The organism is Bacillus sp. AFS031507, from assembly GCF_002584635.1.
Classification (GTDB): Bacteria; Bacillota; Bacilli; order Bacillales; family Cytobacillaceae; genus Neobacillus.
The window spans coordinates 177,763-203,680 of record NZ_NUOW01000002.1 but is presented as its reverse complement, the minus strand read 5'-3'; the positions used below and the strand labels follow the sequence as shown (position 1 = coordinate 203,680).

At 39.4% G+C, this 25,918-nt stretch carries 32 protein-coding genes and 1 pseudogene; 27 read left to right on the top strand and 6 right to left on the bottom strand.

The features are described from left to right. Positions 1–13: 13 nt before the first annotated feature. Positions 14–451, top strand: coding sequence for a DUF86 domain-containing protein (locus tag COE25_RS02885; RefSeq protein WP_088089481.1), 438 nt, complete (start codon positions 14–16; stop codon positions 449–451). A gap of 67 nt (positions 452–518) precedes the next feature. After that, on the top strand, positions 519–1,283 hold the full coding sequence (locus COE25_RS02880) for a TIGR01457 family HAD-type hydrolase (protein WP_088089480.1): 765 nt from the start codon (positions 519–521) through the stop codon (positions 1,281–1,283). A gap of 31 nt (positions 1,284–1,314) precedes the next feature. Here COE25_RS02880 and COE25_RS02875 read toward each other — a convergent pair whose 3' ends face one another. Further along, the gene (locus COE25_RS02875; protein ID WP_088089479.1) at positions 1,315–1,827 is read right to left on the bottom strand and encodes a phosphatidylglycerophosphatase A family protein; all 513 of its coding nucleotides are present in this window, start codon (positions 1,825–1,827) and stop codon (positions 1,315–1,317) included. Positions 1,828–2,024: 197 nt separating this feature from the next. Between COE25_RS02875 and yutH the strand changes: the two genes are divergently transcribed. Continuing rightward, positions 2,025–3,035: a spore coat putative kinase YutH gene (gene yutH / locus COE25_RS02870; protein ID WP_088089478.1), complete on the top strand. Its 1,011-nt coding sequence runs from the start codon at positions 2,025–2,027 to the stop codon at positions 3,033–3,035. A 73-nt stretch (positions 3,036–3,108) separates the two neighbouring features. On the opposite strand, the gene COE25_RS02865 is transcribed toward yutH, so the two are convergent. Further along, positions 3,109–3,369: a NifU family protein gene (locus COE25_RS02865; RefSeq protein WP_256942591.1), complete on the bottom strand. Its 261-nt coding sequence runs from the start codon at positions 3,367–3,369 to the stop codon at positions 3,109–3,111. Between the two features lie 132 nt (positions 3,370–3,501). Between COE25_RS02865 and COE25_RS02860 the strand changes: the two genes are divergently transcribed. Continuing rightward, on the top strand, positions 3,502–3,828 hold the full coding sequence (locus tag COE25_RS02860) for a YuzD family protein (protein WP_098930833.1): 327 nt from the start codon (positions 3,502–3,504) through the stop codon (positions 3,826–3,828). A gap of 225 nt (positions 3,829–4,053) precedes the next feature. Here COE25_RS02860 and COE25_RS02855 read toward each other — a convergent pair whose 3' ends face one another. Then, complete coding sequence (locus COE25_RS02855; RefSeq protein WP_098930831.1) at positions 4,054–5,121, bottom strand: NAD(P)/FAD-dependent oxidoreductase; 1,068 nt, start codon at positions 5,119–5,121, stop codon at positions 4,054–4,056. A gap of 225 nt (positions 5,122–5,346) precedes the next feature. Between COE25_RS02855 and COE25_RS02850 the strand changes: the two genes are divergently transcribed. Together COE25_RS02850 and COE25_RS02845 are read left to right on the top strand one after the other, a co-directional pair. After that, the gene (locus tag COE25_RS02850) at positions 5,347–5,586 is read left to right on the top strand and encodes a YuzB family protein (RefSeq protein ID WP_088089474.1); all 240 of its coding nucleotides are present in this window, start codon (positions 5,347–5,349) and stop codon (positions 5,584–5,586) included. 165 nt (positions 5,587–5,751) lie between these two features. Then, on the top strand, positions 5,752–6,117 hold the full coding sequence (locus COE25_RS02845) for a HesB/IscA family protein (RefSeq protein ID WP_088089473.1): 366 nt from the start codon (positions 5,752–5,754) through the stop codon (positions 6,115–6,117). A gap of 40 nt (positions 6,118–6,157) precedes the next feature. Here the strand turns inward: COE25_RS02845 and COE25_RS02840 are convergent, their stop codons facing one another. Continuing rightward, a complete protein-coding gene (locus COE25_RS02840; RefSeq protein ID WP_088089472.1) occupies positions 6,158–7,156 on the bottom strand; it encodes an NAD(P)/FAD-dependent oxidoreductase in 999 nt (332 codons plus the stop codon). A gap of 466 nt (positions 7,157–7,622) precedes the next feature. Between COE25_RS02840 and COE25_RS02835 the strand changes: the two genes are divergently transcribed. The 9 genes from COE25_RS02835 (at position 7,623) to kapD (ending at position 14,339) form a co-directional block, all read left to right on the top strand. Beyond that, positions 7,623–8,840, top strand: coding sequence for an NAD(P)/FAD-dependent oxidoreductase (locus COE25_RS02835; protein ID WP_088089471.1), 1,218 nt, complete (start codon positions 7,623–7,625; stop codon positions 8,838–8,840). An 84-nt stretch (positions 8,841–8,924) separates the two neighbouring features. Beyond that, positions 8,925–9,416: an NUDIX domain-containing protein gene (locus tag COE25_RS02830; protein ID WP_257208687.1), complete on the top strand. Its 492-nt coding sequence runs from the start codon at positions 8,925–8,927 to the stop codon at positions 9,414–9,416. Positions 9,417–9,572: 156 nt separating this feature from the next. Further along, positions 9,573–9,698 (top strand): YuiA family protein, encoded by a 126-nt coding sequence (locus COE25_RS30500; protein WP_168245575.1) that lies wholly within the window; start codon positions 9,573–9,575, stop codon positions 9,696–9,698. A gap of 175 nt (positions 9,699–9,873) precedes the next feature. Beyond that, positions 9,874–10,197, top strand: coding sequence for a YuiB family protein (locus COE25_RS02825; protein WP_088089470.1), 324 nt, complete (start codon positions 9,874–9,876; stop codon positions 10,195–10,197). A 175-nt stretch (positions 10,198–10,372) separates the two neighbouring features. Continuing rightward, the gene (locus tag COE25_RS02820) at positions 10,373–10,981 is read left to right on the top strand and encodes a 3D domain-containing protein (RefSeq protein WP_088089469.1); all 609 of its coding nucleotides are present in this window, start codon (positions 10,373–10,375) and stop codon (positions 10,979–10,981) included. Between the two features lie 112 nt (positions 10,982–11,093). Then, positions 11,094–12,602: a leucyl aminopeptidase gene (locus COE25_RS02815; RefSeq protein WP_098930829.1), complete on the top strand. Its 1,509-nt coding sequence runs from the start codon at positions 11,094–11,096 to the stop codon at positions 12,600–12,602. A 188-nt stretch (positions 12,603–12,790) separates the two neighbouring features. Then, positions 12,791–13,021: a hypothetical protein gene (locus COE25_RS02810; protein WP_098930827.1), complete on the top strand. Its 231-nt coding sequence runs from the start codon at positions 12,791–12,793 to the stop codon at positions 13,019–13,021. A 118-nt stretch (positions 13,022–13,139) separates the two neighbouring features. After that, a complete protein-coding gene (locus COE25_RS02805; protein ID WP_098930825.1) occupies positions 13,140–13,523 on the top strand; it encodes a hotdog fold thioesterase in 384 nt (127 codons plus the stop codon). A gap of 192 nt (positions 13,524–13,715) precedes the next feature. Continuing rightward, positions 13,716–14,339, top strand: a complete 624-nt coding sequence (kapD, locus tag COE25_RS02800) for a 3'-5' exonuclease KapD (protein WP_088089465.1) — start codon at positions 13,716–13,718, stop codon at positions 14,337–14,339. Between the two features lie 39 nt (positions 14,340–14,378). Here kapD and kapB read toward each other — a convergent pair whose 3' ends face one another. Further along, a complete protein-coding gene (gene kapB, locus COE25_RS02795; protein ID WP_088089464.1) occupies positions 14,379–14,759 on the bottom strand; it encodes a kinase-associated lipoprotein KapB in 381 nt (126 codons plus the stop codon). Between the two features lie 112 nt (positions 14,760–14,871). On the opposite strand from kapB, the gene COE25_RS02790 reads away from it, so the two are divergent. From COE25_RS02790 to COE25_RS02760, 7 genes are all read left to right on the top strand, one after another. After that, entirely contained in the window at positions 14,872–15,612 is a 741-nt protein-coding gene (locus COE25_RS02790; protein WP_088089463.1) for a peptidylprolyl isomerase, read from the top strand. 93 nt (positions 15,613–15,705) lie between these two features. Then, a complete protein-coding gene (locus COE25_RS02785) occupies positions 15,706–15,915 on the top strand; it encodes a hypothetical protein (protein ID WP_088089462.1) in 210 nt (69 codons plus the stop codon). A gap of 96 nt (positions 15,916–16,011) precedes the next feature. After that, the gene (locus COE25_RS02780; RefSeq protein ID WP_088089461.1) at positions 16,012–16,563 is read left to right on the top strand and encodes a superoxide dismutase family protein; all 552 of its coding nucleotides are present in this window, start codon (positions 16,012–16,014) and stop codon (positions 16,561–16,563) included. 151 nt (positions 16,564–16,714) lie between these two features. After that, positions 16,715–17,233: a polyadenylate binding domain-containing protein gene (locus tag COE25_RS02775; protein WP_088089460.1), complete on the top strand. Its 519-nt coding sequence runs from the start codon at positions 16,715–16,717 to the stop codon at positions 17,231–17,233. Positions 17,234–17,373: 140 nt separating this feature from the next. Next, positions 17,374–18,570, top strand: a complete 1,197-nt coding sequence (locus tag COE25_RS02770) for an alanyl-tRNA editing protein (RefSeq protein WP_098930823.1) — start codon at positions 17,374–17,376, stop codon at positions 18,568–18,570. A gap of 173 nt (positions 18,571–18,743) precedes the next feature. After that, complete coding sequence (locus tag COE25_RS02765) at positions 18,744–19,121, top strand: PH domain-containing protein (RefSeq protein WP_088089458.1); 378 nt, start codon at positions 18,744–18,746, stop codon at positions 19,119–19,121. A 56-nt stretch (positions 19,122–19,177) separates the two neighbouring features. Further along, positions 19,178–19,441, top strand: coding sequence for a DUF1871 family protein (locus COE25_RS02760; RefSeq protein ID WP_088089457.1), 264 nt, complete (start codon positions 19,178–19,180; stop codon positions 19,439–19,441). 180 nt (positions 19,442–19,621) lie between these two features. Here COE25_RS02760 and COE25_RS02755 read toward each other — a convergent pair. Further along, positions 19,622–19,891, bottom strand: a pseudogene (locus tag COE25_RS02755) (helix-turn-helix domain-containing protein); the annotation flags it as partial. Positions 19,892–20,036: 145 nt separating this feature from the next. Between COE25_RS02755 and yugI the strand changes: the two are divergent. The 5 genes from yugI (at position 20,037) to COE25_RS02730 (ending at position 25,901) form a co-directional block, all read left to right on the top strand. Further along, positions 20,037–20,444 carry a S1 domain-containing post-transcriptional regulator GSP13 gene (yugI, locus tag COE25_RS02750; RefSeq protein WP_088089455.1) on the top strand — a complete coding sequence of 136 codons (408 nt, stop codon included), beginning with the start codon at positions 20,037–20,039 and terminating at the stop codon, positions 20,442–20,444. 196 nt (positions 20,445–20,640) lie between these two features. Next, positions 20,641–21,840, top strand: coding sequence for an ornithine--oxo-acid transaminase (locus COE25_RS02745; RefSeq protein WP_098930819.1), 1,200 nt, complete (start codon positions 20,641–20,643; stop codon positions 21,838–21,840). 25 nt (positions 21,841–21,865) lie between these two features. After that, positions 21,866–23,149, top strand: coding sequence for a Glu/Leu/Phe/Val family dehydrogenase (locus COE25_RS02740; protein WP_088089453.1), 1,284 nt, complete (start codon positions 21,866–21,868; stop codon positions 23,147–23,149). 120 nt (positions 23,150–23,269) lie between these two features. After that, positions 23,270–24,433: an iron-containing alcohol dehydrogenase gene (locus COE25_RS02735; protein WP_098930817.1), complete on the top strand. Its 1,164-nt coding sequence runs from the start codon at positions 23,270–23,272 to the stop codon at positions 24,431–24,433. Between the two features lie 121 nt (positions 24,434–24,554). After that, entirely contained in the window at positions 24,555–25,901 is a 1,347-nt protein-coding gene (locus tag COE25_RS02730) for a glucose-6-phosphate isomerase (protein WP_098930815.1), read from the top strand. The last annotated feature ends 17 nt before the right edge of the window (positions 25,902–25,918 follow it).

The following is a 25,918-nucleotide window of genomic DNA, read 5'->3' as shown; positions in this document are numbered from 1 at the left end:
AGGTAGAAATAAGATGTATTTTGTTGACAGAGAAAAAATTGAGGAAATCTTAAAATATTTAGAAACACAAATACAACTCTTCTTAAGTCAAAAGGAGTGGTCCACACCGCTTGAAAAGGCAGCACTAGAGCGTTTAAACCAGATGATGATTGAGTCGGTTTTGGATGTCGGAAATTCGATGATTGATGGGTTTATTATGCGGGACCCAGGCAGTTACGATGACATCATTGATATTTTAATGGATGAAAAGGTGATTTTAGCTGAAACGGGGAAATCTTTAAAAATACTGATTCAGTATCGAAAAATACTTGTCCAAGCTTATACGGATGTTAATCACCGGGAACTTCAAGAGGTCTTTTCAAAACACTTACATGAACTGGTTAATTTTGCAGCTAATGTCCGTAATTATCTTACCAATGAATTAGGTCCAGTTTCGGCGTTTAAGAACTAATAATTAGACCGTTTTTCGCGGTCTTTTTGTTTTATATGGTCATAATAGATTTTAGGAGTGATGAATCTTGAAAAAGTATCAAGGCTATTTAATTGATTTAGATGGAACTATGTACAAAGGGACAGAGCGAATTGAAGCAGCTTCCGATTTTGTGAAAAAACTTCGCGATCAACAAATACCGTATTTATTTGTGACGAACAACTCATCAAGAACACCGGCACAGGTGGCTGAGAAGTTGACCCAGTTTGATATTCCCGCGGAAGAGAAGCAGGTCTTTACAACCAGCCAAGCGACGGCTAATTATATCTATGAACGAAAAAATGATGCTTCTGTTTATGTGATTGGGGAAGAAGGCATTCAGACAGCCATAGAAGAGAAGGGATTAAACTTTGGAGGAGAAGATTCCGATTTTGTGGTAGTGGGAATTGATCGGGAGATTAGTTATGAAAAATTGGCTGTGGCTTGTTTGGCCGTTCGAAATGGAGCAACATTCATTTCGACAAATGGCGATATTGCCATACCTACAGAAAGAGGCTTGCTTCCAGGAAATGGTTCACTTACATCAGTTATTACGGTTTCCACACAAACACAGCCAATTTTTATCGGCAAACCTGAAGCAATCATAATGGACCAGGCCTTAAAGGTACTAGGAACACCAAAAGAAAAGACATTGATGGTTGGAGATTACTATGATACGGATATCTTAGCAGGTATGAATGCAGGCATGGATACCTTATTAGTTCATACGGGTGTAACGACAAAAGAAATGCTTTCCGGCTATGACCGAAAGCCAACCTATACCGTTGATTCATTAGATCAATGGGAGATGTGAAAAAGGATGGGGCAACCCATCCTTTTCTAACCTATTTTTTCTCTTTTTCCTCGCGTGCCGCTCGGTGTGCGAGTCTGCTTGATGCGGCCGCTGCAATCGCACCAACAATATCATCTAAAAAGGTATGGCACTCTCCCGTTGATTTATCATTTAAATGCGCTAAAATCCCTGGCTTTAACTTATCGATGTAACCGTAATTAGTAAAACCGATTGAACCGTATACATTTACAATGGAAAAGGCTAGAATTTCATCCACACCATAGAGGCTTTCATCTGTTCCAATGATGGATTGAAGAGGCTCTTCAAGCATTCCTTTTTCAGCAAGTATATCCAGCTGTATTCCTGTTAAAATTGCGTTCTGTACCTCACGTTTTGAAAGAACGCGTTCCACGTTCGCTAAACAATCTTCCATTTTCAAATTTTCGTGATACTTTTCCTGTAAAAAGAAAACTAAATCAGCGATGTCCTGTACTTCAACGCCTCTTTCTTTCAGCCATCTGCGTGCAGTTACTTCGGTTAGATTTACGTTTTTGTCGTCTGCCATTCCTCTGATCACCTTTTCTATGGATTTTCACTAAATATATACTTTATTATTCTAACTTATGCAAATTCACCTTAAAAAAGAGCATGGATAAAGCCTTATATTCTCCATCATTTTTCTTCGTTATTCAGAAACAAGTTTTTTAAGCTAAATACATATACATGAGGTAAGAAGAGGGAAAGAAATGAGGTGGGACCTTAATGCTTCAGAAAATGCTGGAAAATCAATATGGCATTACGGTGGATGAATATGTAAAATTAGATACTTACGATGCGTTAAGAGGAAATGGCTGGCTCTACTTAATCTCCAAACCAACTGGCAAGGAAGAAGAGGATCTTGCCGAGCTTGAAAAAATATCGCAGCATTTAAGAAATTATGGCGATCAAAATGTCCCCGTCTTTTTGCAATCGAAAGAAGGTCATCTAATTACGACATGGGAACAAAATAAATATTGTGTCTTGGCCAATCGACAAACAGAAGCGCAGGGAAAAATAAAATTGGGGAGGAAATTGGCTAGATTCCATGAGCGTGGGAGAAGGGTTACCTTTCAAATAGAGAGGTCCAGCAGGATTGGCCAATGGAAGTCATTATGGGAAAAGCGGCTTGAGCAAATGGAAAAGGTTTGGAATGGGTTGCTTTTTCAAACACCTGAAGACGAGTTTCAACGAATGTTTATTGATTCCTTCCCCTATTATCTAGGGTTAACGGAGAATGCTATTCAATATTTAGTGGATACCGAAATCGATGATGAACCTTTGGAAACAGATAACGGCACTGTTTGTCATGAACGTTTTACCCAAAAAACATGGGGGCCACTCAATAATTATATGATTAAAAATCCATTCGATTGGGTCTTTGACCATCGCAGCCGTGACCTAGCTGAATGGACAAGAGAAAGATACCTTCACAATTTCCAAACCTATGATGTGGAATTAAAACGATTTTTTGAAGAGTACCAAAGTATTTCTCCATTGTCGCCTTTTACCTGGCGATTATTATATTCGCGCTTAATTTTTCCACTTCATTACTTTGAATGCATCGAGAGTTATTATATAACCACATCGGAACAGGATAAAAAGGTATTGGAGGAGAAGTTAACTAGAATTTTACGGCAGTCTGGCGAATATGAACGGTTTTTGGCTGGTTTTTATCAACTAACGGATGCGCCCATTAAGTCTTTAAAACTCCCGCTATTGGAATGGCTTTATTAATATTTAATTACAAGTATCACGAAAAAAGCGATTGCCTCGGAAGGCAATCGCTTTTTTAATTAAGGCTTATTATTTAAAATACTTGCTCTACTTCAACAATACCAGGAACTTCTTCTAAAAGAGCTCTTTCAATACCAGCCTTAAGTGTGATTGTTGAACTTGGGCAGCTTCCACATGCACCTAACAGGCGAAGTTTTACAATACCTTCTTCCACATCTACTAATTCACAATCTCCGCCATCGCGAAGAAGAAATGGACGTAATTTATCTAATACTTCTTGAACTTGCTCAATAATTTCTTGTTCTGCCAAATGAATCGACTCCCTTCCTATAATTTATATTATAATGTCATCGGCGTTAAAAATCCATTATCAGAAATTAGGAAAACACACATTTAAAGACATTTACTTTGTTTGTATAGTATAAATAAGATAGTCAATCTTAAAGAAAAAGGCAGGAATCATATGATGAATAGTAACGAAGTAGAAATTGTTGTTTATGGTGCGGAACAATTATGCCCAAGTTGTGTAAATTTACCTTCTTCCAAAGAAACGTTTGAATGGCTGGAGGCAGCTATTGCTAGGAAATTTCCGGATCAACCTTTTAAAATGACCTACGTTGATATTTACCAGCCCATTGGGGAGATTGAACAACTCGATTTTGCCAAAAAAGTGGTCGAAGAGGATATGTTTTACCCGGTAGTTGTCATTAAAGAAAAAGTCGTTGGAGAAGGGAACCCGCGCCTAAAAACTATTTTTTCAGAACTAGAGAAATATGGGTATAAAGCAATTTAATAATAAGAAGCATTCCATAACATTGGAATGCTTCTTCATGTTATAGGATCATAATTTATTTCTTTGAACCTGTAGTACTGTCTAGCTCCAGCGCCCAGCGGCTAGTGTACTTCGCGCTCCTCCCTACGATAAGTCAACATCGGTTCGCTTACGCTCACCGTGTTTCCTTTATCTCAGTCGAAGCGCTCCAGTCTATACACCGCAAAACGGACGCTTCCGCTTTTCTTAGCCATTATGATATTTGTACATCCAGAGTATACCGGTTTTTAGCATACGGGCGACGCGTCCTGTAATGGCGCGATCTGCCATCATTCCAAAACCATGCTTTTTACCCAAGGAGCCAAGGATACCCTTTAATTTAATTTGTGGGAAGGAAGCAGGAGGTTCTTCACCTTTCCAACGTCTCTTTAAGACTTCAACAATTTGTTCAGCCTGTCCCTCTGCTAATTGAGCACTTGGTGCATGGGGGAGACTTGCACAATCCCCGAGTATAAAAACATGTTCATCATTGGGTAAATGATGAATTGGGGTAAGGACTAGTCTGCCCATTCCGTCTTTTTCCCCGTCCATATCGCGGACGATTTTATTGGCTTGAATCCCTGCCGTCCAGACAATCACATCGCAATGAATAGGCTGATCGTGATTGTATAATACATTTTCTTCTACCTTGGTAATATTGGAACCGTTGATAATTTCAACATTGTTTTTCACAAACCAATTTTCAACATATTTGCTTAAACGTTCTGGGAAAGAGGAAAGAATATGTTTTCCCCGATCAAATAATTTGATGTTTAGATCTTCACGGCTTTCACTTAATTCACTTGCTAACTCAACACCGCTAAGACCGGCTCCCACAATACCCACAACCGAGCCAGGTCCCAAATTGTTTAAGACGGAGTAAGTAAGGCGGGACTTTTCGATACTCTGTATACTGTAAGTGTACTGATCTGCGCCGGGAACATCATGGTACTTGTCCTCACAGCCAAGACCGATAATTAAATCATCGTAGGCGACGGGTTCTGCATCTTTCATTACGATTCTTCTGCTCATTGTATCAACGGCGATTACTTCACCATATTTAACTTCTAATCGAGGGTGTTCCGGAAAAGCAACACGGACTTCTTTGTCTGAAATCGTGCCTGCGGCTAATGCGTAGTACTCCGTTTTTAAGCAATGGTAGGGTACACGGTCCACAAGAGTAATCGTTACGTCCTCTGGTAAATGGTTGGGAAGAAGTTCGTTTAAAACTTTCATCCCACCGTATCCACCACCTAAAATTACAAGGTTTTTCATTATTATTTCCCCTTTGATTATCCGGTTTTTATATTAATAAATTGGCTGAGTGCAATATAAAAAAGTAGTATAATTCTTTCGTTTCTTTACCAAATACGAGTATATCTAAAATGTGTCGAAATAACAACATTATTCATGATTTTCTTGACATCAGCAGGGTAAACATGGTAATTGACGAAGTAAATGAAATAGAGTAGGATAAGTAGTTGTGGAGAGGTGAAGGCAATGATTCAACCCATCATTGAATTTTGTATTAGCAATCTTGCTAATGGTGCACAAAAAGCACTTGAAAAATTAGAAAAAGATCCTAACTTGGATATTATTGAATATGGATGTCTTGGATATTGTGGAAAATGTGCAACTACATTATATGCTCTTGTAAATGGCGAAGTGGTAACAGGAAAAACAGCCGATGAGTTGGTAGATAACATTTATCAATATCTAGAAGAAAATCCAATGTTTTAAGAAAAGCGGAAGCGCTAAGCTCAACATTATGAATAAAATAAGGGAGCAATGCCGCTCCCTTATTTTTTATTATTCCATATATTAGTTAATAGGATTCAATTAGTTGAGTAGTTAACAATCTGTGTATATAATTTAATAAAAGCCTCATTTAGGGAGGGATATACAATGAGTAATGAAGTGGTTATTTTAACAGAAGCAGCGTCACTCCATATTAAAGAAATGATGAAGCATAACGAAGAAGAAGGTGCACTGTTACGAGTCAGCGTAAAAGGCGGTGGCTGCAGCGGTTTATCTTATGGTATGGGCTTTGAGCATACGGTAAACGAAGAGGATCTCACCTTTGAACAATTCGGGATTCAAGTGCTGGTCGATAAAGAGAGTGCTGCTATTTTACAAGGAACGAAGATTGATTTTAAAGAATCCATGATGGGCGGCGGCTTTACGATTGACAATCCGAATGCCATTGCATCATGCGGCTGTGGTTCTTCGTTTAGAACGGCTACGGCAACAGGTACACCAGAAGAATGCTAATATATATATAAGAAAAGCGTCCGCAAAGGGACGCTTTTTTCTATTTATTGAACATTGATGAACTGTGTAAAGGCTGGATTTTTGCTTTTGGGTCAATGAAGGCTTTTGCATTATTTACGGCAGTTGGTGCTTCACCAAAGCCACAAGCAATTAATTTCACTTTTCCGTCATAGGTGCAAATATCGCCCGCAGCATAAATGCCAGGTATGTTGGTTTCCATTTTCGAATTTACGACAATGGAATTCTTTTCGATTTCTAGACCCCATTCCTTAATTGGTCCAAGGGATGAGACAAAACCATAGTTACAAATAACAGCATCCACATCGAGTGTTACTTTCTCTTCACCATTAACCGTTTCAAGAACTACCTGCTTAATTCCACTTTCATCGCCAATAAGTTCGGCAGGAACATAAGGTGTCTTCACATCTACTTTTGAGTTATACAAGTTTTCGACACTATGTTCATGAGCACGGAATTTATCCCTGCGGTGAACAATAGATACTTTCTTAGCAATAGGCTCAAGCATTAGTGCCCAGTCAACGGCAGAATCTCCGCCACCAAAAACAACAACTTTTTGGCCTGCAAACTGATTTAGATCCTCAATAAAGTAGTAGAGATTTTTCCGTTCATACTGGGCAGCACTTTCTAGCTCTAAACGACGCGGTTGGAAAGCACCATTTCCAGCGGTAATAATAATCGTTTTTGAATAATGGACTTCCTTATTTGTTGTTAATTTGAACGTACCATCTTCTTGTTTTTCTAACTTTTCAACAGATTGCTCAAGTGCAACGGTAGGTTCGAATTTACGCATCTGTTCTTTTAAGTTATTTATCAATTCTTGTGCACGGATTTTTGGAAAACCTGCCACATCATAAATATATTTTTCCGGGTAAAGCGCTGATAATTGACCGCCTAGCTGTGGTAAGCTCTCAATTATTTTCACGGATGCTTGTCTCATTCCTCCGTAAAAGGCGGTAAATAAACCGGTAGGGCCGCCACCGATGATTGTAATATCATAAACTTTTTGATTCTCTTGCACTCCGTATCCCCCCAACTTGTAGTTAGAAACTCCACTCACTATAATATCATAAAATAAAAAATTCTCACATCATTATAGAGGTAATATTCGCAACAGAAACAATAGTTCAAAAAAGGACTAAAAGATAAGAGGAGATGCAATTCCTTATCTTTTAAAGTTAATTAATTTATAAAAATTGCTTGATAATCCTGTGAAAGTAGCATAAGATGTATTGAGGATAGATTGTTAAATTTTTGTGACACAAAAAGCACATTTTTATGACAATCATGGAAAAAATATTTACTTTCTTAGCGTAATAAATCTCTGCGAAAATCGATATCCAGACCAAGCAGTTCGTTTTTTTTAGACTCATACGTGAATTATATCACATACATTTTGCTATTATTAAAAATAAAAATGGTTAAAGCAGTGGAAGCTAAGAAAAAGAGAGTTTATTCAAAAAAAATAAAAGGTGGAAGTGATCACTTTGAGAAAGCCTAAAATTGTTATTCTCGGTGCTGGTTATGGTGGACTAATGACAACAGTTCGCTTACAAAAATTAATCGGCGTTAATGAAGCGGATATTGTATTAGTGAATAAAAATGACTACCATTATGAAACCACATGGCTTCATGAAGCCTCTGCAGGTACGTTACATCATGATCGTGTACGTTATGATATCCGTGATGTGATTGATCGCAGTAAGGTGGATTTTGTTCAAGATACAGTAGTAGAAATAAACAAAGAAGAAAAAAAGGTTATTTTAGAAAAAGGTGAAGTCAACTATGACTACCTTGTTATTGCCCTTGGCGGTGAGCCAGAAACGTTTGGTATTAAAGGATTAAAAGAATTTGCATTTGGAATCTCTAATGTAAATTCTTCACGTCAATTGCGCGAACATATTGAATACCAATTTGCCACCTACAATATGGAAGAAGTGAAGAACGACAATCGTTTGTCTATTGTTGTTGGTGGTGCTGGATTTACAGGAATTGAGTTTTTAGGTGAATTAACAAACAGAATACCGGAATTATGCCATGAATATGATGTGGATTTCCATAAGGTAAAAATTATTTGTGTTGAAGCTGCACCAACCGTACTCCCTGGTTTTGACCCAGAATTAGTGAATTACGCCGTTTCACAATTGGAACGAAAAGGTGTCGAATTCTTAATTGGAACTGCGATTAAGGAATGCACGGAAGAAGGAATTTTTGTAGCAAAAGGTGATGAGGAACCGCGTGAGATTAAGGCTGGTACCGTCGTTTGGGCTGCTGGAATTCGTGGGAACTCGATTGTTGAAAAATCAGGTTTCGAAGCCATGCGAGGCAGGGTAAAAGTTCAGCCGGACCTTCGTGTTCCTGGCTTTGAGGATGTCTTCATGATTGGTGACAGCTCCCTCATGATTAATGAGGAAATTAATCGTCCTTATCCTCCGACCGCTCAAATTGCTATGCAGCAAGGCGAAGTTTGTGCCCGTAATATAGCGGCTCTAGTTCGCAATAAAGCTGAGTTAGAAACTTTTACGTTTGACAATAAAGGGACTGTTTGCTCCCTTGGTGAAGATGATGCGATCGGTGTTGTTTTTGGCAAAAAAATAACTGGTGCCAAGGCATCCTTCATGAAAAAAGTAGTCGATAATCGCTCTTTATACATGATTGGCGGCGCAGGTCTTGTATTGAAAAAAGGGAAGTTTAATGTATTTTAAAAAAATTTAGTTCGAAAGGGACAGAGAAATCTGTCCCTTTTTGATATGATTGAACAAATGAATTCTTTGTTAGGGGGAGTTTGGGTGAGCAATCGTGAAAAACGCGGGAAGGTTTGGTTGGCTGTTGCTGGGGTGGTAAAGTCTAAAGATGGACAATGGCTTGTCGTGAAGAAAAGATATGGCGGTTTAAAAGGACAATGGTCATTGCCAGCAGGCTTTGTTGAGATGGGGGAAACTGCGGATGAAGCAGTCATTCGGGAAGTCAAGGAAGAAACCGGTATTCACTGTCAGGTCAAGGGGTTCATGGGATTGAGAACCGGTGTTATTAAAGGTGAAATCAGTGATAATTTACTCCATTTCCTGCTTGAACCGATAGAAGAGGGTGAGGTGATCCACCAGGAAAACGAACTCTTTGAAGCGAGATTTATGTCTCCAGAAGAACTGCTGCTCGAGAAAGACGCATCGATTATTCTCCAATACCTGATAAAAAATGATGTTTCCTTTTTGAAACCATGTATTAGTGACCTGAATCCTGGGGATCAATTCGGGTATACAGCCTATAAATTATTTTTATAATTTTTAGAAAATTTAAGGAACACTTAGTAAATGAAAGAATACATAACGTGTATCCGTTTTCTTGGGGTAATTCGCTCAAATTCTGACCTTTCCATTTTAGCTAATCCTTGATATATTATCAGAAAATTAAGTTAATTTTTAAGGAGATGATGGACAATGACAGTTAAGAGTTTGGATTCAAAAACCTGTGATTATTGCTCTGGAAAAGGCTATTTTCAACTAGTACTAGGCGGATCAGAAACCTGTACGTGCTGCAATGGAACAGGCAAGAAAAAAGAATAAGGCTTTTTACCTTTTCTGTACCGGTTGGAAAACGAGCCATAACCGCTTCTTCGAAACTTTCGAGGGGCTTTTTTTTTCGTAAGGAAAGTATTGCCTTACAAAAATAATTCGTTTATATTGACTCCCTTTTCGACATTAAGTACACTAAATGTTGATGTATAAGGGGGAATCTCGGATGCAAATGAGCATTGTGGTCTTAATCATTTCGATTTTATTATTCTTTGTTTTATTTTTTGGAATTGGATTTATCTTAAATATGCTTCTAAGAATGTCATGGGTTATGGCAGTAGTTTATCCGATTGTGGCAATTTTTATTGTAGATAAAGTAAGATTTAGTGAATATTTTACAAATAGTAAAATGGCCTTTAACGATTTGGGCCAAAGGTTTACTTCGCTAGCAACTGCAGATATTCTTATCTTAATAAGTGGACTTGCTGGTGCAGTCGCAGCTGGTTTTACAATCAAGCTTTTACGAAAAAATGGATACCAAATGTTTTAAGACTTTTAATAAATGAATACCAGATGATTTAAGACTTTTACCTCTAGGTAAGGGTCTTTTTTGGGGAACAAGGATTTAAGGAATAGAAAAATCAGTTCTAAAAATTTTCCTCCGCCTTTTTTGAATAATTTCCTCTAGCTTGGGAATGAATATTTTGGGAGGAGTGAAAATTTTTATGAATAAAATGAAAAATTGGACTAGGCGTTTTGCGATGGTTTGTCTTTTCTTGATGGCAATATTAGCGACCTTCCAATCTATTTCCGGAGTAAATGCCGAGTTTCTCATTAAGCAATTTGCATCGGTTATCTCAACCACTGAAACCGTTGCTGGAACCTCACGTTCCTTAGAAGACGAAATTGATTGGTCAAAATATCCTAAGCTAACTGTTACAGCCACTGGTTATACTGCGGGAGTAGAATCAACAGGAAAGAGTAAAGGTCATCCTGAATACGGGATTACCTACTCAGGAGTAAAAGTTAAACGTGATTTATTTTCAACGATCGCAGCAGATTTATCTGTTTTTCCGATTGGAACGATTCTCTTTATCCCTGGATACGGGTATGGAGTTGTAGCTGATAAAGGCGGGGCTATTAAAGGGAATGAACTAGACCTTTATTATGAAACGGTAGAGGATGTTTATAATAAATGGGGGAAAAAGAAGTTAGATATTTATGTCGTCGAAAAAGGTAATGGGAAACTGACAGAGCAAACACTTAAATCATTAAATGAAGATAAATCGATGCAAGTTTTTCGCGGGCAGTACATTAGCTCAGAGAAACGATAGAAGCAGGCTGCTGGCCTGTTTTTTATTTTAATATAATTTCAAGATAATTAGTTAGTCGAAATAAACGTTTATTCGTTATAATAAAAATACAATATTATGGAGGTGAAGTAGTTTGTTTGATGTTAAAAAGGAAATAGACCTCTCTACTGAGCACGAGGGTTTAATCATTGGTCTTTTTGATAAACCAGAAAAATTTTCAGGATTATTGACAAGTCTTGATCAGCGGTTCGAAGGCCAGCTTACAAACCTAGTAAAATCGGGTGATTTATCGGCCAAGTTAAAAAGTATCAGTAAAGTACATAGCTTTGGAAAAATCGGTGCAAAACGAATTTGGTTTGTTGGTCTAGGGAAAGAAAAGGATTTAACCTTCGATAAACTAAAAGAAGCGTTTGGCAGGCTTTTTAAGGAAATCCAAAAGAGTAAACTTGAGGAAATCGCTGTTTATTTAGATTCCTTTACAGCAGTGGAAGTAAATGGTTTAGATGCCTCACATGCGCTGAGTGAAGCACTTTCTCTTTCCACTTACCAATTTGAAGGCTATAAACAAAAATCGAACATGCCTGAGAAAAAACTCGAGCATGTGACGATTTATTGTGATACTTTTGAGGAAGATGAAGTCGAAGCATCACTAATTGTAGGGTTTGCGTTTGGAGAAGCAACGAATTCGGCGAGAACACTTGTTAACCTCCCAGGCAATATGTTGACAGCAACAGATATGGCTAATTATGCCAAAGACCTTGCTGTAAGGTATGATTTCGAAGTGGAAATCTTAGATAAAGCAGAGGTCGAAAAGCTCGGTATGGGAGCCTTCCTTGCAGTTAACCAAGGGTCCACAGAGCCGCCAAAAATGATAGTCCTGAAATATCAAGGAAAAGACGAGTGGACAGATGTCATCGGCCTCGTCGGAAAAGGGATTACCTTTGATACAGGCGGTTACTCTATTAAAACAAAAGCTGGAATTGTTGGGATGAAAACGGACATGGGCGGAGCAGCTGCAGTGCTAGGGGCAATGGAAATCATCGGTGAGACCCAGCCAGAGCAAAACGTGGTCGCGGTCATTCCATCCACAGATAATATGATTAACGGTCATGCCTTTAAACCTGATGACGTCATTACCTCTATGAGCGGTAAAACCATTGAGGTTTTAAATACAGATGCAGAAGGACGCCTTGTGTTAGCTGATGCGGTTACCTATGCCAAGCAACATGGCGCAGATTACCTGGTAGATGTGGCCACTTTAACCGGTGGGGTGATAACAGCTCTTGGCCTCCATACTACTGGAGCAATGACTAACCATGAGCAATTATTAGAACAGGTAATAGAAGCTTCGGTGGAAGCGGGTGAGCAGATGTGGCAGCTGCCATTATTTGAAACGGAGATCGAGCGGGTAAGAAACAGTAAAGTCGCCGATTTAAATAATTCCCCAGGCAGTGAAGGCCATGCGCTTGTTGCTGGGGCGTTTATCGGTGAATTTGCCGAAGGAACACCGTGGGTCCACTTAGATATCGCAGGGACGGCAACCTCTTCCAAGGCATATGATTTAGGTCCAGCAGGGGCAACAGGAGTCATGACTCGGACACTTGCCTTATTTGTAGAACGGTTTGAACCAATTGAGAAATAATTACTGGTACTGTCCTCATGAACACTTCATGAGGACAGTTTTTGCTTTCGGATACAGATATTTGTCCTCATGAGCGCCTTACTAAGGAAATCCAATATGAATCTCGGGGGCTCTTTTGCCCACTCCAAACCCCTACACTTCGCATATGAAATAGTGTAGGCAAGTAGAGAGGAAAGGAGGTTTGCTGCATGTACCCTTATTATCGGAACCCACAGCAGGGACAGGATCATAGATTTATTGGCTTTGGTTTTGGTTTGCCATTGATTGGGGGCTTTCTAGGTGGACTATTAGGAGGAGCGTTAATTAGCCGGCCATTTTATGGAGGTTACGGATATCCAGGCTATTATCCGCCACCCCCACCGCCAGTAGGCTACCCAGGAGCATTTTATCCAGGCTATGGTGCCCCGTATTATTATTAAATGAGAAAAAACAGCTCTTGGGCTGTTTTTTTAATTAGAAAACTATAATTAAAAGGAAAATTAATAAATAAAGCGAATAGATTAAATAGACAACATTTTACATATTGGAGGAATAGAAATGATTGAAAACACATTACTTAAATCTCTCGGGATTGAGCTTACCAAAATCGAAAAAGGGAAGGTTATTGCGACAATGCCCGTGGATGAACGGACCCGCCAGCCATTTGGATTACTGCACGGAGGAGCATCTGTTGCTTTAGCAGAAACGGTTGCCAGTGTAGGGGCGTATGAGCTGGTTGATAAAGAAGTAGAGGCTGTTGCGGGGCAAGAGATTAATGCCAATCATGTCCGTCCCAAAACGGAAGGGGTTGTAACTGCAGTAGGTACTGTACTTCATCAAGGGAAATCAACTCAGGTATGGGATATTAAAATTACCGACGAGCAAGACCGCCTTGTTTGCGTGTCTAGATGTACAATGGCAGTCATTAAGTTAAAAAGATAAAAATATGTATGCCAGGTTTCTAAATAAGGATGGAGTCATTCCCATTCTTTTTTATATTGATGAAAAATTTAAAAAATTAACTTTAATTTCATGTTATAATGTAAGAAATAAAAAAATAGAAAAAAAGCACAATTTTTTGTACAGGTTTCTTTATATAATGTATTAAGAAGAAACGTAAAGGTGGTGAAATTGATGAGAGCAAGGCGGCAATATTTGTTTATCGATTTTGAGTTTACAATGCCTGAACGAAATGTACGAATGAAAGACTTTTATGCAGAAATTATCGAGGTTGGAATAGTTGCGGTCGTTGATGACCAAGTGACGGAACAGTTTTCTTCCTTTGTGACTCCACTTAAATTCCCAAAACTTACGGAACGCTGTAAATCCTTTTTACATATTTCCCAGCAGCAAGTAGACAAGGGTTTATCTATTTTTGAACTTGTAAAAAAATTAGAGGAGTTCAATAAGCATAATTATGAAACAACCATTGTTACGTGGGGAAATATGGATATGAAGGTCCTTCGGCATAATTGCTTAAAGGCAGGGGTTGCTTTTCCGCTCAAGGCTGCTGAATTAGATCTTTCCATGGAATATAAACGCTTTTTTGGTGACCAAAATCAAACGGGCCTCTGGAAAGCTGTACAGGAATATGGGAAAGAAGGGACAGGCAGGCATCACCGAGCACTTGATGATGCGTTGACTACCTTTAATATATTCAAGCTCGTTGAAAAGGATAAACGTTATTTAGAAAAACCAGAACCAACGACAATTGGTGATCGGATTGATTTCTCAAAGTTATTAAGTGAATTCGCATAAAAGGCCAAATCATTCAAACTGATTTGGCCTTTAGCATTTTTATAATTTATAATCTTTTTCTAGCGATTCTAATGCCTTTAAGCTCATCTCAGCCCATTCTGAAGTTGTCTCTACTAGTTCCTTTTTCATAATGGCTACGGCCTCTTTTAAGGACTCCATATAGTCTGGAACTTCATTTTCGAAGATCTTAACCATTTTGTATGGAATATTCGCTTGCTCACGATAGCTGAGCGCTTTTCTCTCATGAAAAATGAGTACATCAGTATCTTTCGGATTATGTAAATCTCCTTGCATCGGATGTTTAAGTACTGCGAGGATTCTTACTAAATAATGCTGTGGGCGTACTTCTGTTATTTCTCCGATATATTTTCCTGTTTTATAAATGGCTGTTACGATTTCACCGATTTGAAATTCTGACACAACAAACACCCCTTTCGCTTTTCCTCTTTCATTTTAATATGAAACATAGTAAATTAAAAACATTGTGAGGAAATTATTTCGGTTAAAGTGAAAAAAATGGAGGAATGATATAGTGAGAAAGAATTTGCAAATCTTGTTTACATTATTGACAATTGTTTTAGTATTGGCCGCATGTGGGACAAGCACAAAGAAAGAGGAATCCACACCGAAAACGACGACACCAAAAACGGAACAGAAGGAAGGGGACCAACAAGTGACAAATGAAGGCTTTCCTCAACTTTCAACCGAGGTTTCCGATGATGAAAAGCTCGTTGAAATGGAAACGTCGATGGGAACCATTAAAATCAAATTATTCCCTGAGTATGCACCAAAAGCGGTTGAAAACTTTGTAAAACATAGTGAAGAAGGTTATTATGATGGACTAATTTTTCACAGGGTCATAAAGGATTTCATGATTCAGGGCGGGGATCCGAACGGGAACGGAACAGGCGGAGAAAGCATTTATGGGAAGCCTTTTGAAGATGAGTTTTCAAAGAATCTTTATAATCTCCGCGGTGCCTTATCCATGGCTAATTCGGGCAGCAACACAAATGGGAGTCAGTTTTTTATTGTGCAAAGCTCTTCACTTGATCCAGCAATGAAAGAACAAATGGAAAAGGCTGGTTATCCAAAAGAAATTATTGAAGCTTATAATAAAAACGGCGGTACACCATGGCTGGACAATCGTCATACGGTTTTTGGCCAGGTGATTGATGGCATGGATATCGTTGATAAAATTGCCAACACCTCAGTTGCTGCCCAAGATAAACCCAAAAAAGATGTTATTATTAAAGAGATTAAGGTTTTACAATAAAGAAATTGTTATCGGATTGAAAAGTGGATTGAAACGTTTTTTGTTGCTATAATTAATTTTTAGAGCAGTTCCTTGATAGAAAGGAAGAAGAAAATGTTTCAACCATTGGTACTTTCCTTATTTTTATACTTTCCAGAAGATAAATCAGAGTATATTCCTGCTGCCATTACATTTGTGATTTTTTTAATTGGAGCCTTTCTTACGATGCGAATAATTATTTCAGTTTCGAAACGGGAGGCCCAAAAAGCAAAAGAATTAGAAGAACAATTAAAAAATCAACATCCGCCACAAAGGAACAGTTAACAAATAGCTGTTCCTTTTTCCTTTATCCGTCCATTGGATAAAGGAGGGGCAGATTGTCCATACTAAGGGCAAATTGGCTAGTGTGGGGGTATACATATGAAGAAAAGCTGGTTGATCATTCCGCTGCTCATTCTTACAGGTTGTACTGAAAAGGAAATTAGAAAGATTGATGTGGAAATGTATAATGCGGTGGGAGATTCGCTTGGTAAAGTTAAGGTAGCTGAGCAAGCTAGTGGTGTGAAATTATCAGTGGATTTAAAGGGCCTTCCAGCTGGGGAACATGCGATTCATATTCATGACAGTGGGAACTGTGTGGCTCCAGATTTTAAATCTGCAGGGGACCATTTTAACCCTGAAAATAAGGAACATGGGCTACTCCATCCTAAAGGTGCCCATGCAGGGGATCTGCCTAATTTAATCGTCGAGGATGATGGGTCAGTTAAGGCAGACTTAATGGCACCCAATGTTACCTTAAAAGATGGAAAAACTTCATTGTTTACAAAAGAAGGAACCACGATTGTGGTTGATGAAGGAAAAGATGATGGCATGACACCACCTGCAGGAGACTCTGGTAAACGGATTGCTTGCGGTGAAATTACTAAAAATAAAAAAGCAGGTCAAAAGAATGCTCAGGATGAGAAACAATAAAATTTTAATGGCTATCACCGAAATGTGATAGTCTTTTTTTTCATCATGAAGGTTTTTATTTTATGAAATTTTCTTCTATATAGGTAGTAATCTAAACTTATCCTAAAAGTGGACATACACTAGCATGGAGACAGTTTAGGAGGCGAAAATAATGGAAAAAAGGCAATACTTTGGAGGATTTCCGGGACAACCTGGTTACCAACAAATGGGCTACCCACAAATGGGAGGATATCAACAATCAGGCTATCCACAAATGGGAGGATACCAACAACATGGCTATCCACAAATGGGGGGATACCAACAACCGGGCTACCCGCAAATGGGAGGATACCAACAACCGGGCTATCCACATATGATGGGTGGACAACATCATGGATTCCCACATCAAGGTTTCCCGCAAATGATGGGAGGACAACAAACAGGATTCCCTCAAGGCATGGGCGGTTCCCCTCAAATGATGGGAGGACAACAAACAGGATTCCCTCAAGGCATGGGAGGGTTCCCGCAAATGATGGGAGGACAACAAACAGGATCCCCTCAAGGCATGGGCGGATTACCGCAACTGATGGGCGGACAACAGCATACTGGGTTCTCTCAAGGCATGGGCGGCTCCCAGCAAAGTGGACAAAAACCACCAACTAAACCCACGCAGCGTAAAGAAAAGAAATAACAAGTAAGAAAGAGTATGGTTAGAAAAAACTGTTCCTTCATAACCGAGGGGACAGTTTTTTTATAACTTGATTTATTTTCCCTTTTTCATGACAATGTGTTTATAAATAAATGTTAAATACATAGGAGTGCACAACAAAAATGGAGAATAAATTGTATTACCAGGACGCATATATAAAAGCCTTTACAGCGTTGGTGTTAAAACAAGAGCAAGACTCAACTGGAAATTGGTACGTGGTTTTGAATCAGACCGCTTTTTATCCAACTGGTGGCGGACAGCCACACGACTTAGGAACCCTTGCTGATCAAAACGTAATAAATGTTGAAGAAATCGATGGGGAAATTCGTCATTATCTTGTGGGGCCATTACAAGGGATGGGGCAGGAAGTATCTGGTATCATTGCTTGGGAAAGACGCCATGATCATATGCAGCAGCACGCTGGACAGCATATTTTATCTGCGGCCTTTGACCAGTTATTCGAGTTCAAGACCGTCGGCTTCCATTTGGGTGCGGAATTGCTCACGATTGATTTAGAGACAGAAAATCTGACCCAGCACCAAGTTCAAAAAGCAGAAGAACTTGCGAATCAGATCATCCTTGAAAACAGGCCGATCGAGATTAAATGGGTGTCTGAGGAAGAGTTGTCTCAATTTACACTACGAAAAGAAACCAAGCTCAAAGAGGATATTCGCCTTGTTATTATTCCAGACTTTGATTATAACGGCTGCGGTGGCACGCATCCAAAGGCAACTGGTGAGGTTAGCGCAATAAAAGTATTGGATTGGGAAAGACAAAAGAAAAAAGTTCGAGTCCAATTTGTTTGTGGAAACCGAGTGCTTAAGCAGCTTGGTCAAAAACAAAAGGTGCTGCTAGAATTAACAAAGATTCTTAATGCACCAGAAAAAGAAATGGAACAAGCTGCCCTTCGTCTCCTTGAAAATAATAAAACGTTAGAAAAAGCCCTGGAACAAACTCAGGAAAACCTACTCCATTATGAGGCGCAAGACTTACTTGGAAAAAGTAATCCGAATGCGCAGAAACTCATAAGTGAAGTATTTCAAAACAGATCGCTTCAAGATCTGCAAAAGCTTGCCCGAATCATCACTGCGGAAGATGATACAGCAATCGTTTACTTTGTTTCACAAACTGAAAATCGACTGCAGCTAGTTTGTGCGCGGGGGGCATCTGGAACGAAAAGTATGAAGAAAGTAATCGCCAAGGGGCTTCCCCTTATAAACGGAAAGGGCGGTGGAAATGATTCCTTTGCCCAGGGTGGCGGTGAAGCCTTGATGTCAGGGGAGCAAATGCTGCAGCATATATTGGAAACAGCACAATAGTCCCACATCGCACAATAGGCCTCCATTCCAAGGAGGCCCAATGCAATCAAGGCTATTACACCTCCCTATTTAAAAAGTATACAGGGTTGACCCCAGGGCAATATAAAAGTGCCTATTTAACCAAAGGTAAGGATGGACTTGAAGTAAATTATTAGTCTGAAAGGGTGAAGTTAGTGGGGTTTTTAGATGGATTGATGGGTAACGCATCAGAGGTAAATGCCGCGGATGTACAGCGGGAATTTGGAAAAGTGCTTTCACCGAATGAGCGTATTGATAAAGCGTACAAGTTAATTCGTGACATGTTTATTTTTACCAATAAACGTTTGATTTTAGTGGATAAACAGGGGCTAACGGGTAAAAAGGTTGAATACCATTCCATTCCCTATAAAAGCATTACACATTTCAGCATTGAAACTGCGGGTAACTTTGATTTAGATGCGGAACTGAAAATATGGATTTCTGGAAATGCCCTGCCTTTGCAAAAACAATTTAACAAGAACTTGAACATCTACGAGCTTCAAAGTGTTCTAGCTGAGTATGTTCTTAAGTAAGTGAAACGGTGTATTATGGTATACTATTTAAAAGCAAAAATTAGGAGTAAAAGCATATGAGAAAAGAGCTTCAAATAAATTTGCAATATGTTGACGTATTAAATGAGTGGGACCCATTCCAATTATCCAATGGAGGATATGAAACAGAAATCGCTGATACGATCCAAGCAATTCATGAACTTGATGCCTCGGATGAGTTGGCCAAAAAAATACAAAGCATTTATGAATTTTCATTTGAAAAGGTAATCCCAATGGAAAAATGTCTGAAAGTAGCAAAAGAATTACTAGCTATTAAAGCAACTGATTCTTGTTCCATTTAGCAATTTAGGCAAAAAAAAGGGACATACCATTATTGGATGTCCACTTCAAAAAAGGGGGGAATACTAGAAAGCCTTATGATATAAAGGTTTTCCAGTATTCCCTTTTTTTATACAGTCTTGAAAAGAAAAAACGGATTATTTTACCATAAGGATCATTGCATCAAAAAATGGTTGAATATGTTATTGTTTTAATAACTCTGCAGCTGGGAGATCTAAAACAGTAGATAACTTTAACAGTGTCTGCGTACTTGGAATTTGTTCGCCAGATTCGTATTTCTCAATTGTGTGTGATCCAACTCTGATTTTTTGTGCCAGCTCCTCTTGAGACATGTTGAGCATTTCGCGGGCATTTTTAATGGTTTGGCCGATTGTATTCATTTGGTTCACCTCTCCTTTAAAAATAGATTTCCTCACTATTAGTGTATCACGTTTGGTATATCTTTCTCCTGCACAACTTGAACATTATGTTAAGATTTTTGAATGAGCCCTTTTATATTTAATATTTTAATCTTTTTTGATTAAAGGCATTCTTTGTGATATAATATTATAATGCATATATAATGGATAAAATAATTAATCACTTAGGAGTGTTTTCATGTCAGAAAAGATCGAAACTGGAAGTATATTAGCAGGTAAAGTTACAGGAATTCAACCATATGGTGCGTTTGTTGCGCTTGATGATAATACCCAAGGCCTTGTGCATATTTCTGAAATTACACATGGTTACGTGAAAGATATTAATGACCACCTTAAAGTAGGCGATGAAATTAAGGTTAAAGTATTATCTGTAGATGAAGGTGCAGGCAAGATTGGTCTGTCCATCCGTGCTACTGAAGAGGCACCTGTTCAACAACAGGCTGCTCCAAAAGCAAAGAAGCCTCGTAAACGCCAAGCAGCTGCGATTATTCCAGAAGTGGAAGGTCAACAAGGCTTTAACACATTAAAAGATAAGCTTCAAGAATGGATTGACCAGTCTCAACGTGAAGATTTAATTAAAAAATAAATTTTAAAAAAAGCCTAGTCCAAATGCTATGATTTTAGCAGTGGACTAGGCCTTTTTTTTTATGCACGCAAATTATACAAAAATATAGCCTTTTTCATAAATAAAAGTTTTGATGAAGTGTTCATTCTTTTTTCAAGCTCGGCTACAATAGAACTATATATACATATCCCAGCTTTGAAATGGAGGAAATTTCATTATGACAACAAACGTTAATTCGAATGAGTTAATCGCAAAAACGGAGAAATACGGTGCGAATAACTATCATCCATTGCCAATTGTCATCACTCGTGCAGAGGGTGTTTGGGTAGAAGATCCTGAAGGCAATAAATATATGGACATGCTTAGTGCTTATTCTGCGGTAAACCAAGGGCATCGTCACCCACGAATTATTCAAGCGTTAAAGGATCAAGCAGATAAGGTTACGCTAACTTCGCGTGCTTTTCATAATGACCAGCTGGGCCCATGGTATGAAAAAGTTTGTCAATTAACGAATAAAGAAATGGTGCTGCCAATGAACACAGGGGCGGAAGCAGTCGAAACGGCTGTGAAAACGGCGCGACGTTGGAGCTATGATGTTAAAGGTGTGGCAGAGAACCAAGCAGAAATTATTGCATGTATTGGAAACTTTCACGGCAGGACCATGACGGCAGTCTCCTTATCATCTGATGATGAATATAAACGCGGATTTGGACCAATGCTGCCAGGAATCAAACTTATTCCTTATGGTGATTTGGAGGCATTAAAAGCTGCGATTACGCCGAATACTGCAGCGTTTTTAATTGAACCCATTCAAGGTGAAGCTGGGATTGTCATTCCGCCGGAAGGCTTTATGAAGGCGGCCTTTGATTTATGTAAGGAAAATAAAATTCTGTTTATTGCTGACGAAATTCAAGCAGGTTTGGCCCGAACCGGTAAAATGTTCGCCTGCGAGTGGGAAGGGATCGAGCCTGACATGTATATCCTCGGTAAAGCACTTGGCGGCGGCGTATTCCCCATTTCGTGTGTTGTTGCTAATAAAGATATTTTGGGTGTTTTTAATCCAGGATCGCACGGTTCTACCTTTGGTGGAAATCCGATGGCATGTGCGGTTTCGATTGCTGCACTTGATGTGCTAACGGATGAAAAACTTGCTGAAAAATCCCTTGAACTTGGTGATTATTTTCTCAGTAAATTAAAAGAAATTAATAATCCGTTAATCAAAGATGTTCGCGGCCGCGGCTTATTTATTGGTGTTGAACTAACGGCACCGGCCCGCAAATATTGTGAACAATTAAAGGACCAAGGTCTACTGTGTAAGGAGACACATGACACGGTGATTCGTTTTGCGCCGCCGCTGGTTATCAGTAAAGAAGAATTGAATTGGGCGATAGAGAGGATTAACAACGTTCTAGGATAATGGACTACTAACTAGGGGTGCCAAAATGGGGATTTATGATGTAACGAGTAGTGAAGATGAAAAGGATATAGAGAAATTGAACCTACTCACATCAACACAGATTGTTATTCATGATGCATTAAAAAAAATAGGTTATAACCAAGAAATGTACGAATTATTAAAAGAACCGTTAAGAATGTCCGATGTCAGAATTCCTGTTCGGATGGATGATGGTTCTACAAAAATTTTTAGCGGGTTTAGGGCACAGCATAATGATGCGGTTGGACCGACCATGGGTGGTGTCCGCTTTCATCCTCAAGTGACTGCTAATGAAGTAAAGGCATTATCGATGTGGATGAGTTTAAAATGCGGAATTGCTGACTTGCCTTTTGGCGGGGGAAAAGGAGCGATTCTTTGTAACCCCCGAACGATGTCATTCGGTGAGCTTGAGCGATTAAGCAGAGGTTATGTGCGTGCGATCAGTCAAATTGTCGGACCTACAAAGGATATTCCGGCACCCGATATATATACAAATTCTCAGATTATGGCTTGGATGATGGATGAATACAGCCGTCTTCGCCAATTTGGCTCTTCCGGTTTTATTACAGGCAAGCCACTTGTACTTGGAGGTTCTGAAGGGCGGGAAAAGGCTGGGGCAAAGGGAGTAACCATTTGTATTGAAGAAGCGGCCAAAAAACGCGGAATGAAGGTAAAGGGAGCCCGAGTGATTGTCCAAGGATTTGGGAATGCTGGCAGCTATATCGCTAAATTTATGCATGATGCGGGAGCAATAGTGGTTGGAATATCCGATGTGTATGGTGCCCTCTATAACCCTGATGGTCTAAATATTAATTATCTCTTGGACCGCCGAGACAGCTTTGGTACGGTGACTTCGCTTTTTGAGGGGACAATCACCAACAAAGAATTACTAGAGCAGGAATGTGATGTGTTGGTCCCTGCAGCGATTTCAAATCAGATTACAGCTGAAAATGCCTCTAACATCAAAGCAGGAATTGTCGTAGAAGCGGCTAATGGACCGACGACGCTGGAGGCGACGAATATTCTAACAGACCGTGGGATTCTGCTCGTTCCAGATGTTTTGGCCGGTGCAGGGGGTGTCACAGTCTCCTATTTTGAATGGGTTCAAAATAAGCAGGGGTTATATTGGAGTGAAGATGAGGTGGAAGTTAAATTACGTTCCAAGCTTATCAAATCGTTTCATGATATTTATCATCTTTCGCAAACTAGCAACGTCAATATGCGATTAGCCGCATATATGGTTGGTGTAAGAAAAATGGCGGAGGCCTCCCTGTTTAGAGGATGGGTATAAAAAAAGTCCTTGCATTATTCAATATGCAAGGACTTTTTTTTGTCTAGATCTTAGCTAGTTTTTTTTGCAAATTGAACCATAATAACTAATAATGAAAAAGGTAAAGGATGGTGTTTTATTTTGGAAAATTTTACATTTTCGAATCCAACCAAATTAATTTTTGGAAAAGGTGAGTTGGAACAATTAAAAACAGAAGTACCTCGTTATGGTAAAAAGGTTTTGTTGATCTATGGCGGCGGCAGTATCAAACGAAGTGGCTTGTATGAAAATGTTATTAGCCTATTATCTGAAATCGGTGCTGAGGTTTTTGAACTCCCGGGAGTGGAACCGAATCCACGGATAACTACCGCACGAAAAGGGGTAGAAATTTGTAAACAAGAAGGGATTGAATTCTTGTTGGCAGTTGGGGGCGGCAGTGTCATTGATTGTACAAAGCTAATTGCAGCGGGAGCGAAGTATGATGGAGATGCCTGGGATATAGTCATTAAAAAGGCGTTTGCAGTAGATGCACTGCCTTTTGGAACCGTCTTGACACTTGCGGCAACAGGCTCAGAAATGAATCCAGGGTCCGTCATTACTAATTGGGAAACAAATGAAAAATATGGCTGGGGAAGTCCAGTAACTTACCCTAAATTCTCAATATTAGACCCAGTTAATACGTTTACGGTTCCTAGAAATCAAACGATTTATGGAATGGTCGATATGATGTCACATGTCCTTGAACACTATTTTCACTTAGAAGAAAATACAGACTTTCAAGATCGCATGTGTGAATCACTACTTATTACTGTAATGGAAACCGCGCCAAAATTGCTCTCAGACCTAGAAAATTATCAACACCGGGCAACGATCCTTTATTGCGGTACAATGGCACTCAATGGCATCTTGAATATGGGATATCGCGGCGATTGGGCTACTCACAATCTTGAACACGCTGTATCAGCAGTCTATGATATCCCACATGGCGGCGGTCTTGCCATCCTATTCCCGCACTGGATGCGCCATAATTTAGCGGTGAAGCCGGAACGTTTTAAGCAGCTTGCTGTTCGGGTGTTTGGGGTTAATCCTGAAGGCAGGAGTGCCGAAGAGGCAGGGCTTGAAGGCATTCAAAAGTTACGTGAATTCTGGAATAGTATCGAAGCACCTTCACGGTTAGCCGATTATGACATTGACGATTCGAAGCTTGAGTTAATGGCGGACAGAGCGATGGAAAACGGAGAATTTGGAAACTTTACTAGGTTAAACCGTGAGGATGTAACAGCCATTTATCGTGCATCACTATAATATATCGATTGTGAAGAAATTTGTCGAAATTGGGTGCGCTTACACGAAGTGACCTTCCTTGATAATCATCTCATCATTCGATAAAGTGGTTAGTGAAAAATAAATTTCTGGAGGATCATGCATGACACACGTTCGTTTTGATTACTCAAAAGCATTAAGCTTTTTCGGAGAACATGAACTTACATATTTACGAGATGCTGTAAAAGTTGCTCATCATTCTCTACATGAGCAAACAGGCGCAGGAAGTGACTTTTTAGGGTGGATTGAACTCCCAACCAACTATGATAAGGAAGAGTTTTCACGCATACAAAAATCAGCTGAAAAAATCAAAGCTGATTCTGATGTACTTCTTGTCATTGGAATCGGTGGTTCATACCTTGGAGCAAGAGCTGCGATCGAAATGCTCCAGCATAGTTTTTACAATGCATTGTCAAAAGAAAAACGAAAGACACCTCAAGTAATATTTGTTGGTAATAATATCAGTTCTACTTACATGAGAGATCTAATCGACGTCCTCGATGGAAAGGACTTCTCTATTAATGTTATTTCCAAATCGGGCACCACAACCGAACCAGCAATTGCTTTCCGGATTTTCCGTAAGATTCTTGAAGAAAAATATGGTCAAGATGAGGCACGCAAACGAATCTATGCGACAACGGACAAAGCAAGAGGTGCTCTAAAAACTTTAGCAACAGAAGAGGGTTACGAGACATTTGTAATCGCCGATGATATTGGCGGCCGTTATTCTGTCCTAACAGCAGTAGGACTGCTTCCGATAGCAGTAAGCGGGGCAAACCTTGAAAAAATAATGGAGGGCGCCGCGCAAGCACAAACCGACTTTGGTCATTCTGAACTCGAAGATAATGCCGCCTACCAATACGCTGTCGTTAGAAATGTGCTGTATAATAAAGGCAAGACGATTGAAATGCTGATTAATTATGAGCCAGGACTACAGTATTTTTCAGAGTGGTGGAAGCAGTTATTTGGAGAAAGTGAAGGGAAAGACCAAAAAGGTATTTATCCATCTTCAGCAAATTTTTCAACGGATCTTCACTCGCTTGGACAATATGTTCAAGAAGGTCGTCGTGATTTATTTGAAACCATTATTAAGGTAGACAAGCCGCGCCACGAGTTGAAAATTGAAGCTGTCGAGAATGACTTAGATGGGCTGAATTACCTCGCTGGTCAAACGGTAGACTTTGTTAATAATAAGGCATTTCAAGGGACCATGCTTGCCCACACAGATGGCGGCGTGCCGAACTTAATTGTTAACATTCCAGCAATGGATGAGTATACATTAGGCTACCTTGTTTATTTCTTTGAAAAGGCCTGCGCGATGAGCGGCTACTTACTGGGTGTAAATCCTTTCGATCAGCCAGGGGTAGAAGCCTATAAAGTAAATATGTTTGCCCTTCTAGGAAAACCGGGATATGAAGAGAAAAAGGCAGAATTGGAAAAACGATTATAATAAACCAGAAAGAGAAC

Coding starts and splice junctions, on each gene's coding strand:
- COE25_RS02885 (WP_088089481.1), top strand. CDS start 14: ATGTATTTTGTTGACAGAGAAAAAATTGAGGAAATCTTAAAATATTTA.
- COE25_RS02875 (WP_088089479.1), bottom strand. CDS start 1,827: ATGGCAGACGACAAAAACGTAAATCTAACCGAAGTAACTGCACGCAGA.
- yutH (WP_088089478.1), top strand. CDS start 2,025: ATGCTTCAGAAAATGCTGGAAAATCAATATGGCATTACGGTGGATGAA.
- COE25_RS02860 (WP_098930833.1), top strand. CDS start 3,502: ATGAATAGTAACGAAGTAGAAATTGTTGTTTATGGTGCGGAACAATTA.
- COE25_RS02855 (WP_098930831.1), bottom strand. CDS start 5,121: ATGAAAAACCTTGTAATTTTAGGTGGTGGATACGGTGGGATGAAAGTT.
- COE25_RS02850 (WP_088089474.1), top strand. CDS start 5,347: ATGATTCAACCCATCATTGAATTTTGTATTAGCAATCTTGCTAATGGT.
- COE25_RS02845 (WP_088089473.1), top strand. CDS start 5,752: ATGAGTAATGAAGTGGTTATTTTAACAGAAGCAGCGTCACTCCATATT.
- COE25_RS30500 (WP_168245575.1), top strand. CDS start 9,573: ATGACAGTTAAGAGTTTGGATTCAAAAACCTGTGATTATTGCTCTGGA.
- COE25_RS02825 (WP_088089470.1), top strand. CDS start 9,874: ATGCAAATGAGCATTGTGGTCTTAATCATTTCGATTTTATTATTCTTT.
- COE25_RS02820 (WP_088089469.1), top strand. CDS start 10,373: ATGAATAAAATGAAAAATTGGACTAGGCGTTTTGCGATGGTTTGTCTT.
- COE25_RS02810 (WP_098930827.1), top strand. CDS start 12,791: ATGTACCCTTATTATCGGAACCCACAGCAGGGACAGGATCATAGATTT.
- COE25_RS02805 (WP_098930825.1), top strand. CDS start 13,140: ATGATTGAAAACACATTACTTAAATCTCTCGGGATTGAGCTTACCAAA.
- kapD (WP_088089465.1), top strand. CDS start 13,716: ATGAGAGCAAGGCGGCAATATTTGTTTATCGATTTTGAGTTTACAATG.
- COE25_RS02785 (WP_088089462.1), top strand. CDS start 15,706: ATGTTTCAACCATTGGTACTTTCCTTATTTTTATACTTTCCAGAAGAT.
- COE25_RS02780 (WP_088089461.1), top strand. CDS start 16,012: ATGAAGAAAAGCTGGTTGATCATTCCGCTGCTCATTCTTACAGGTTGT.
- COE25_RS02775 (WP_088089460.1), top strand. CDS start 16,715: ATGGAAAAAAGGCAATACTTTGGAGGATTTCCGGGACAACCTGGTTAC.
- COE25_RS02770 (WP_098930823.1), top strand. CDS start 17,374: ATGGAGAATAAATTGTATTACCAGGACGCATATATAAAAGCCTTTACA.
- COE25_RS02760 (WP_088089457.1), top strand. CDS start 19,178: ATGAGAAAAGAGCTTCAAATAAATTTGCAATATGTTGACGTATTAAAT.
- yugI (WP_088089455.1), top strand. CDS start 20,037: ATGTCAGAAAAGATCGAAACTGGAAGTATATTAGCAGGTAAAGTTACA.
- COE25_RS02745 (WP_098930819.1), top strand. CDS start 20,641: ATGACAACAAACGTTAATTCGAATGAGTTAATCGCAAAAACGGAGAAA.
- COE25_RS02740 (WP_088089453.1), top strand. CDS start 21,866: ATGGGGATTTATGATGTAACGAGTAGTGAAGATGAAAAGGATATAGAG.
- COE25_RS02730 (WP_098930815.1), top strand. CDS start 24,555: ATGACACACGTTCGTTTTGATTACTCAAAAGCATTAAGCTTTTTCGGA.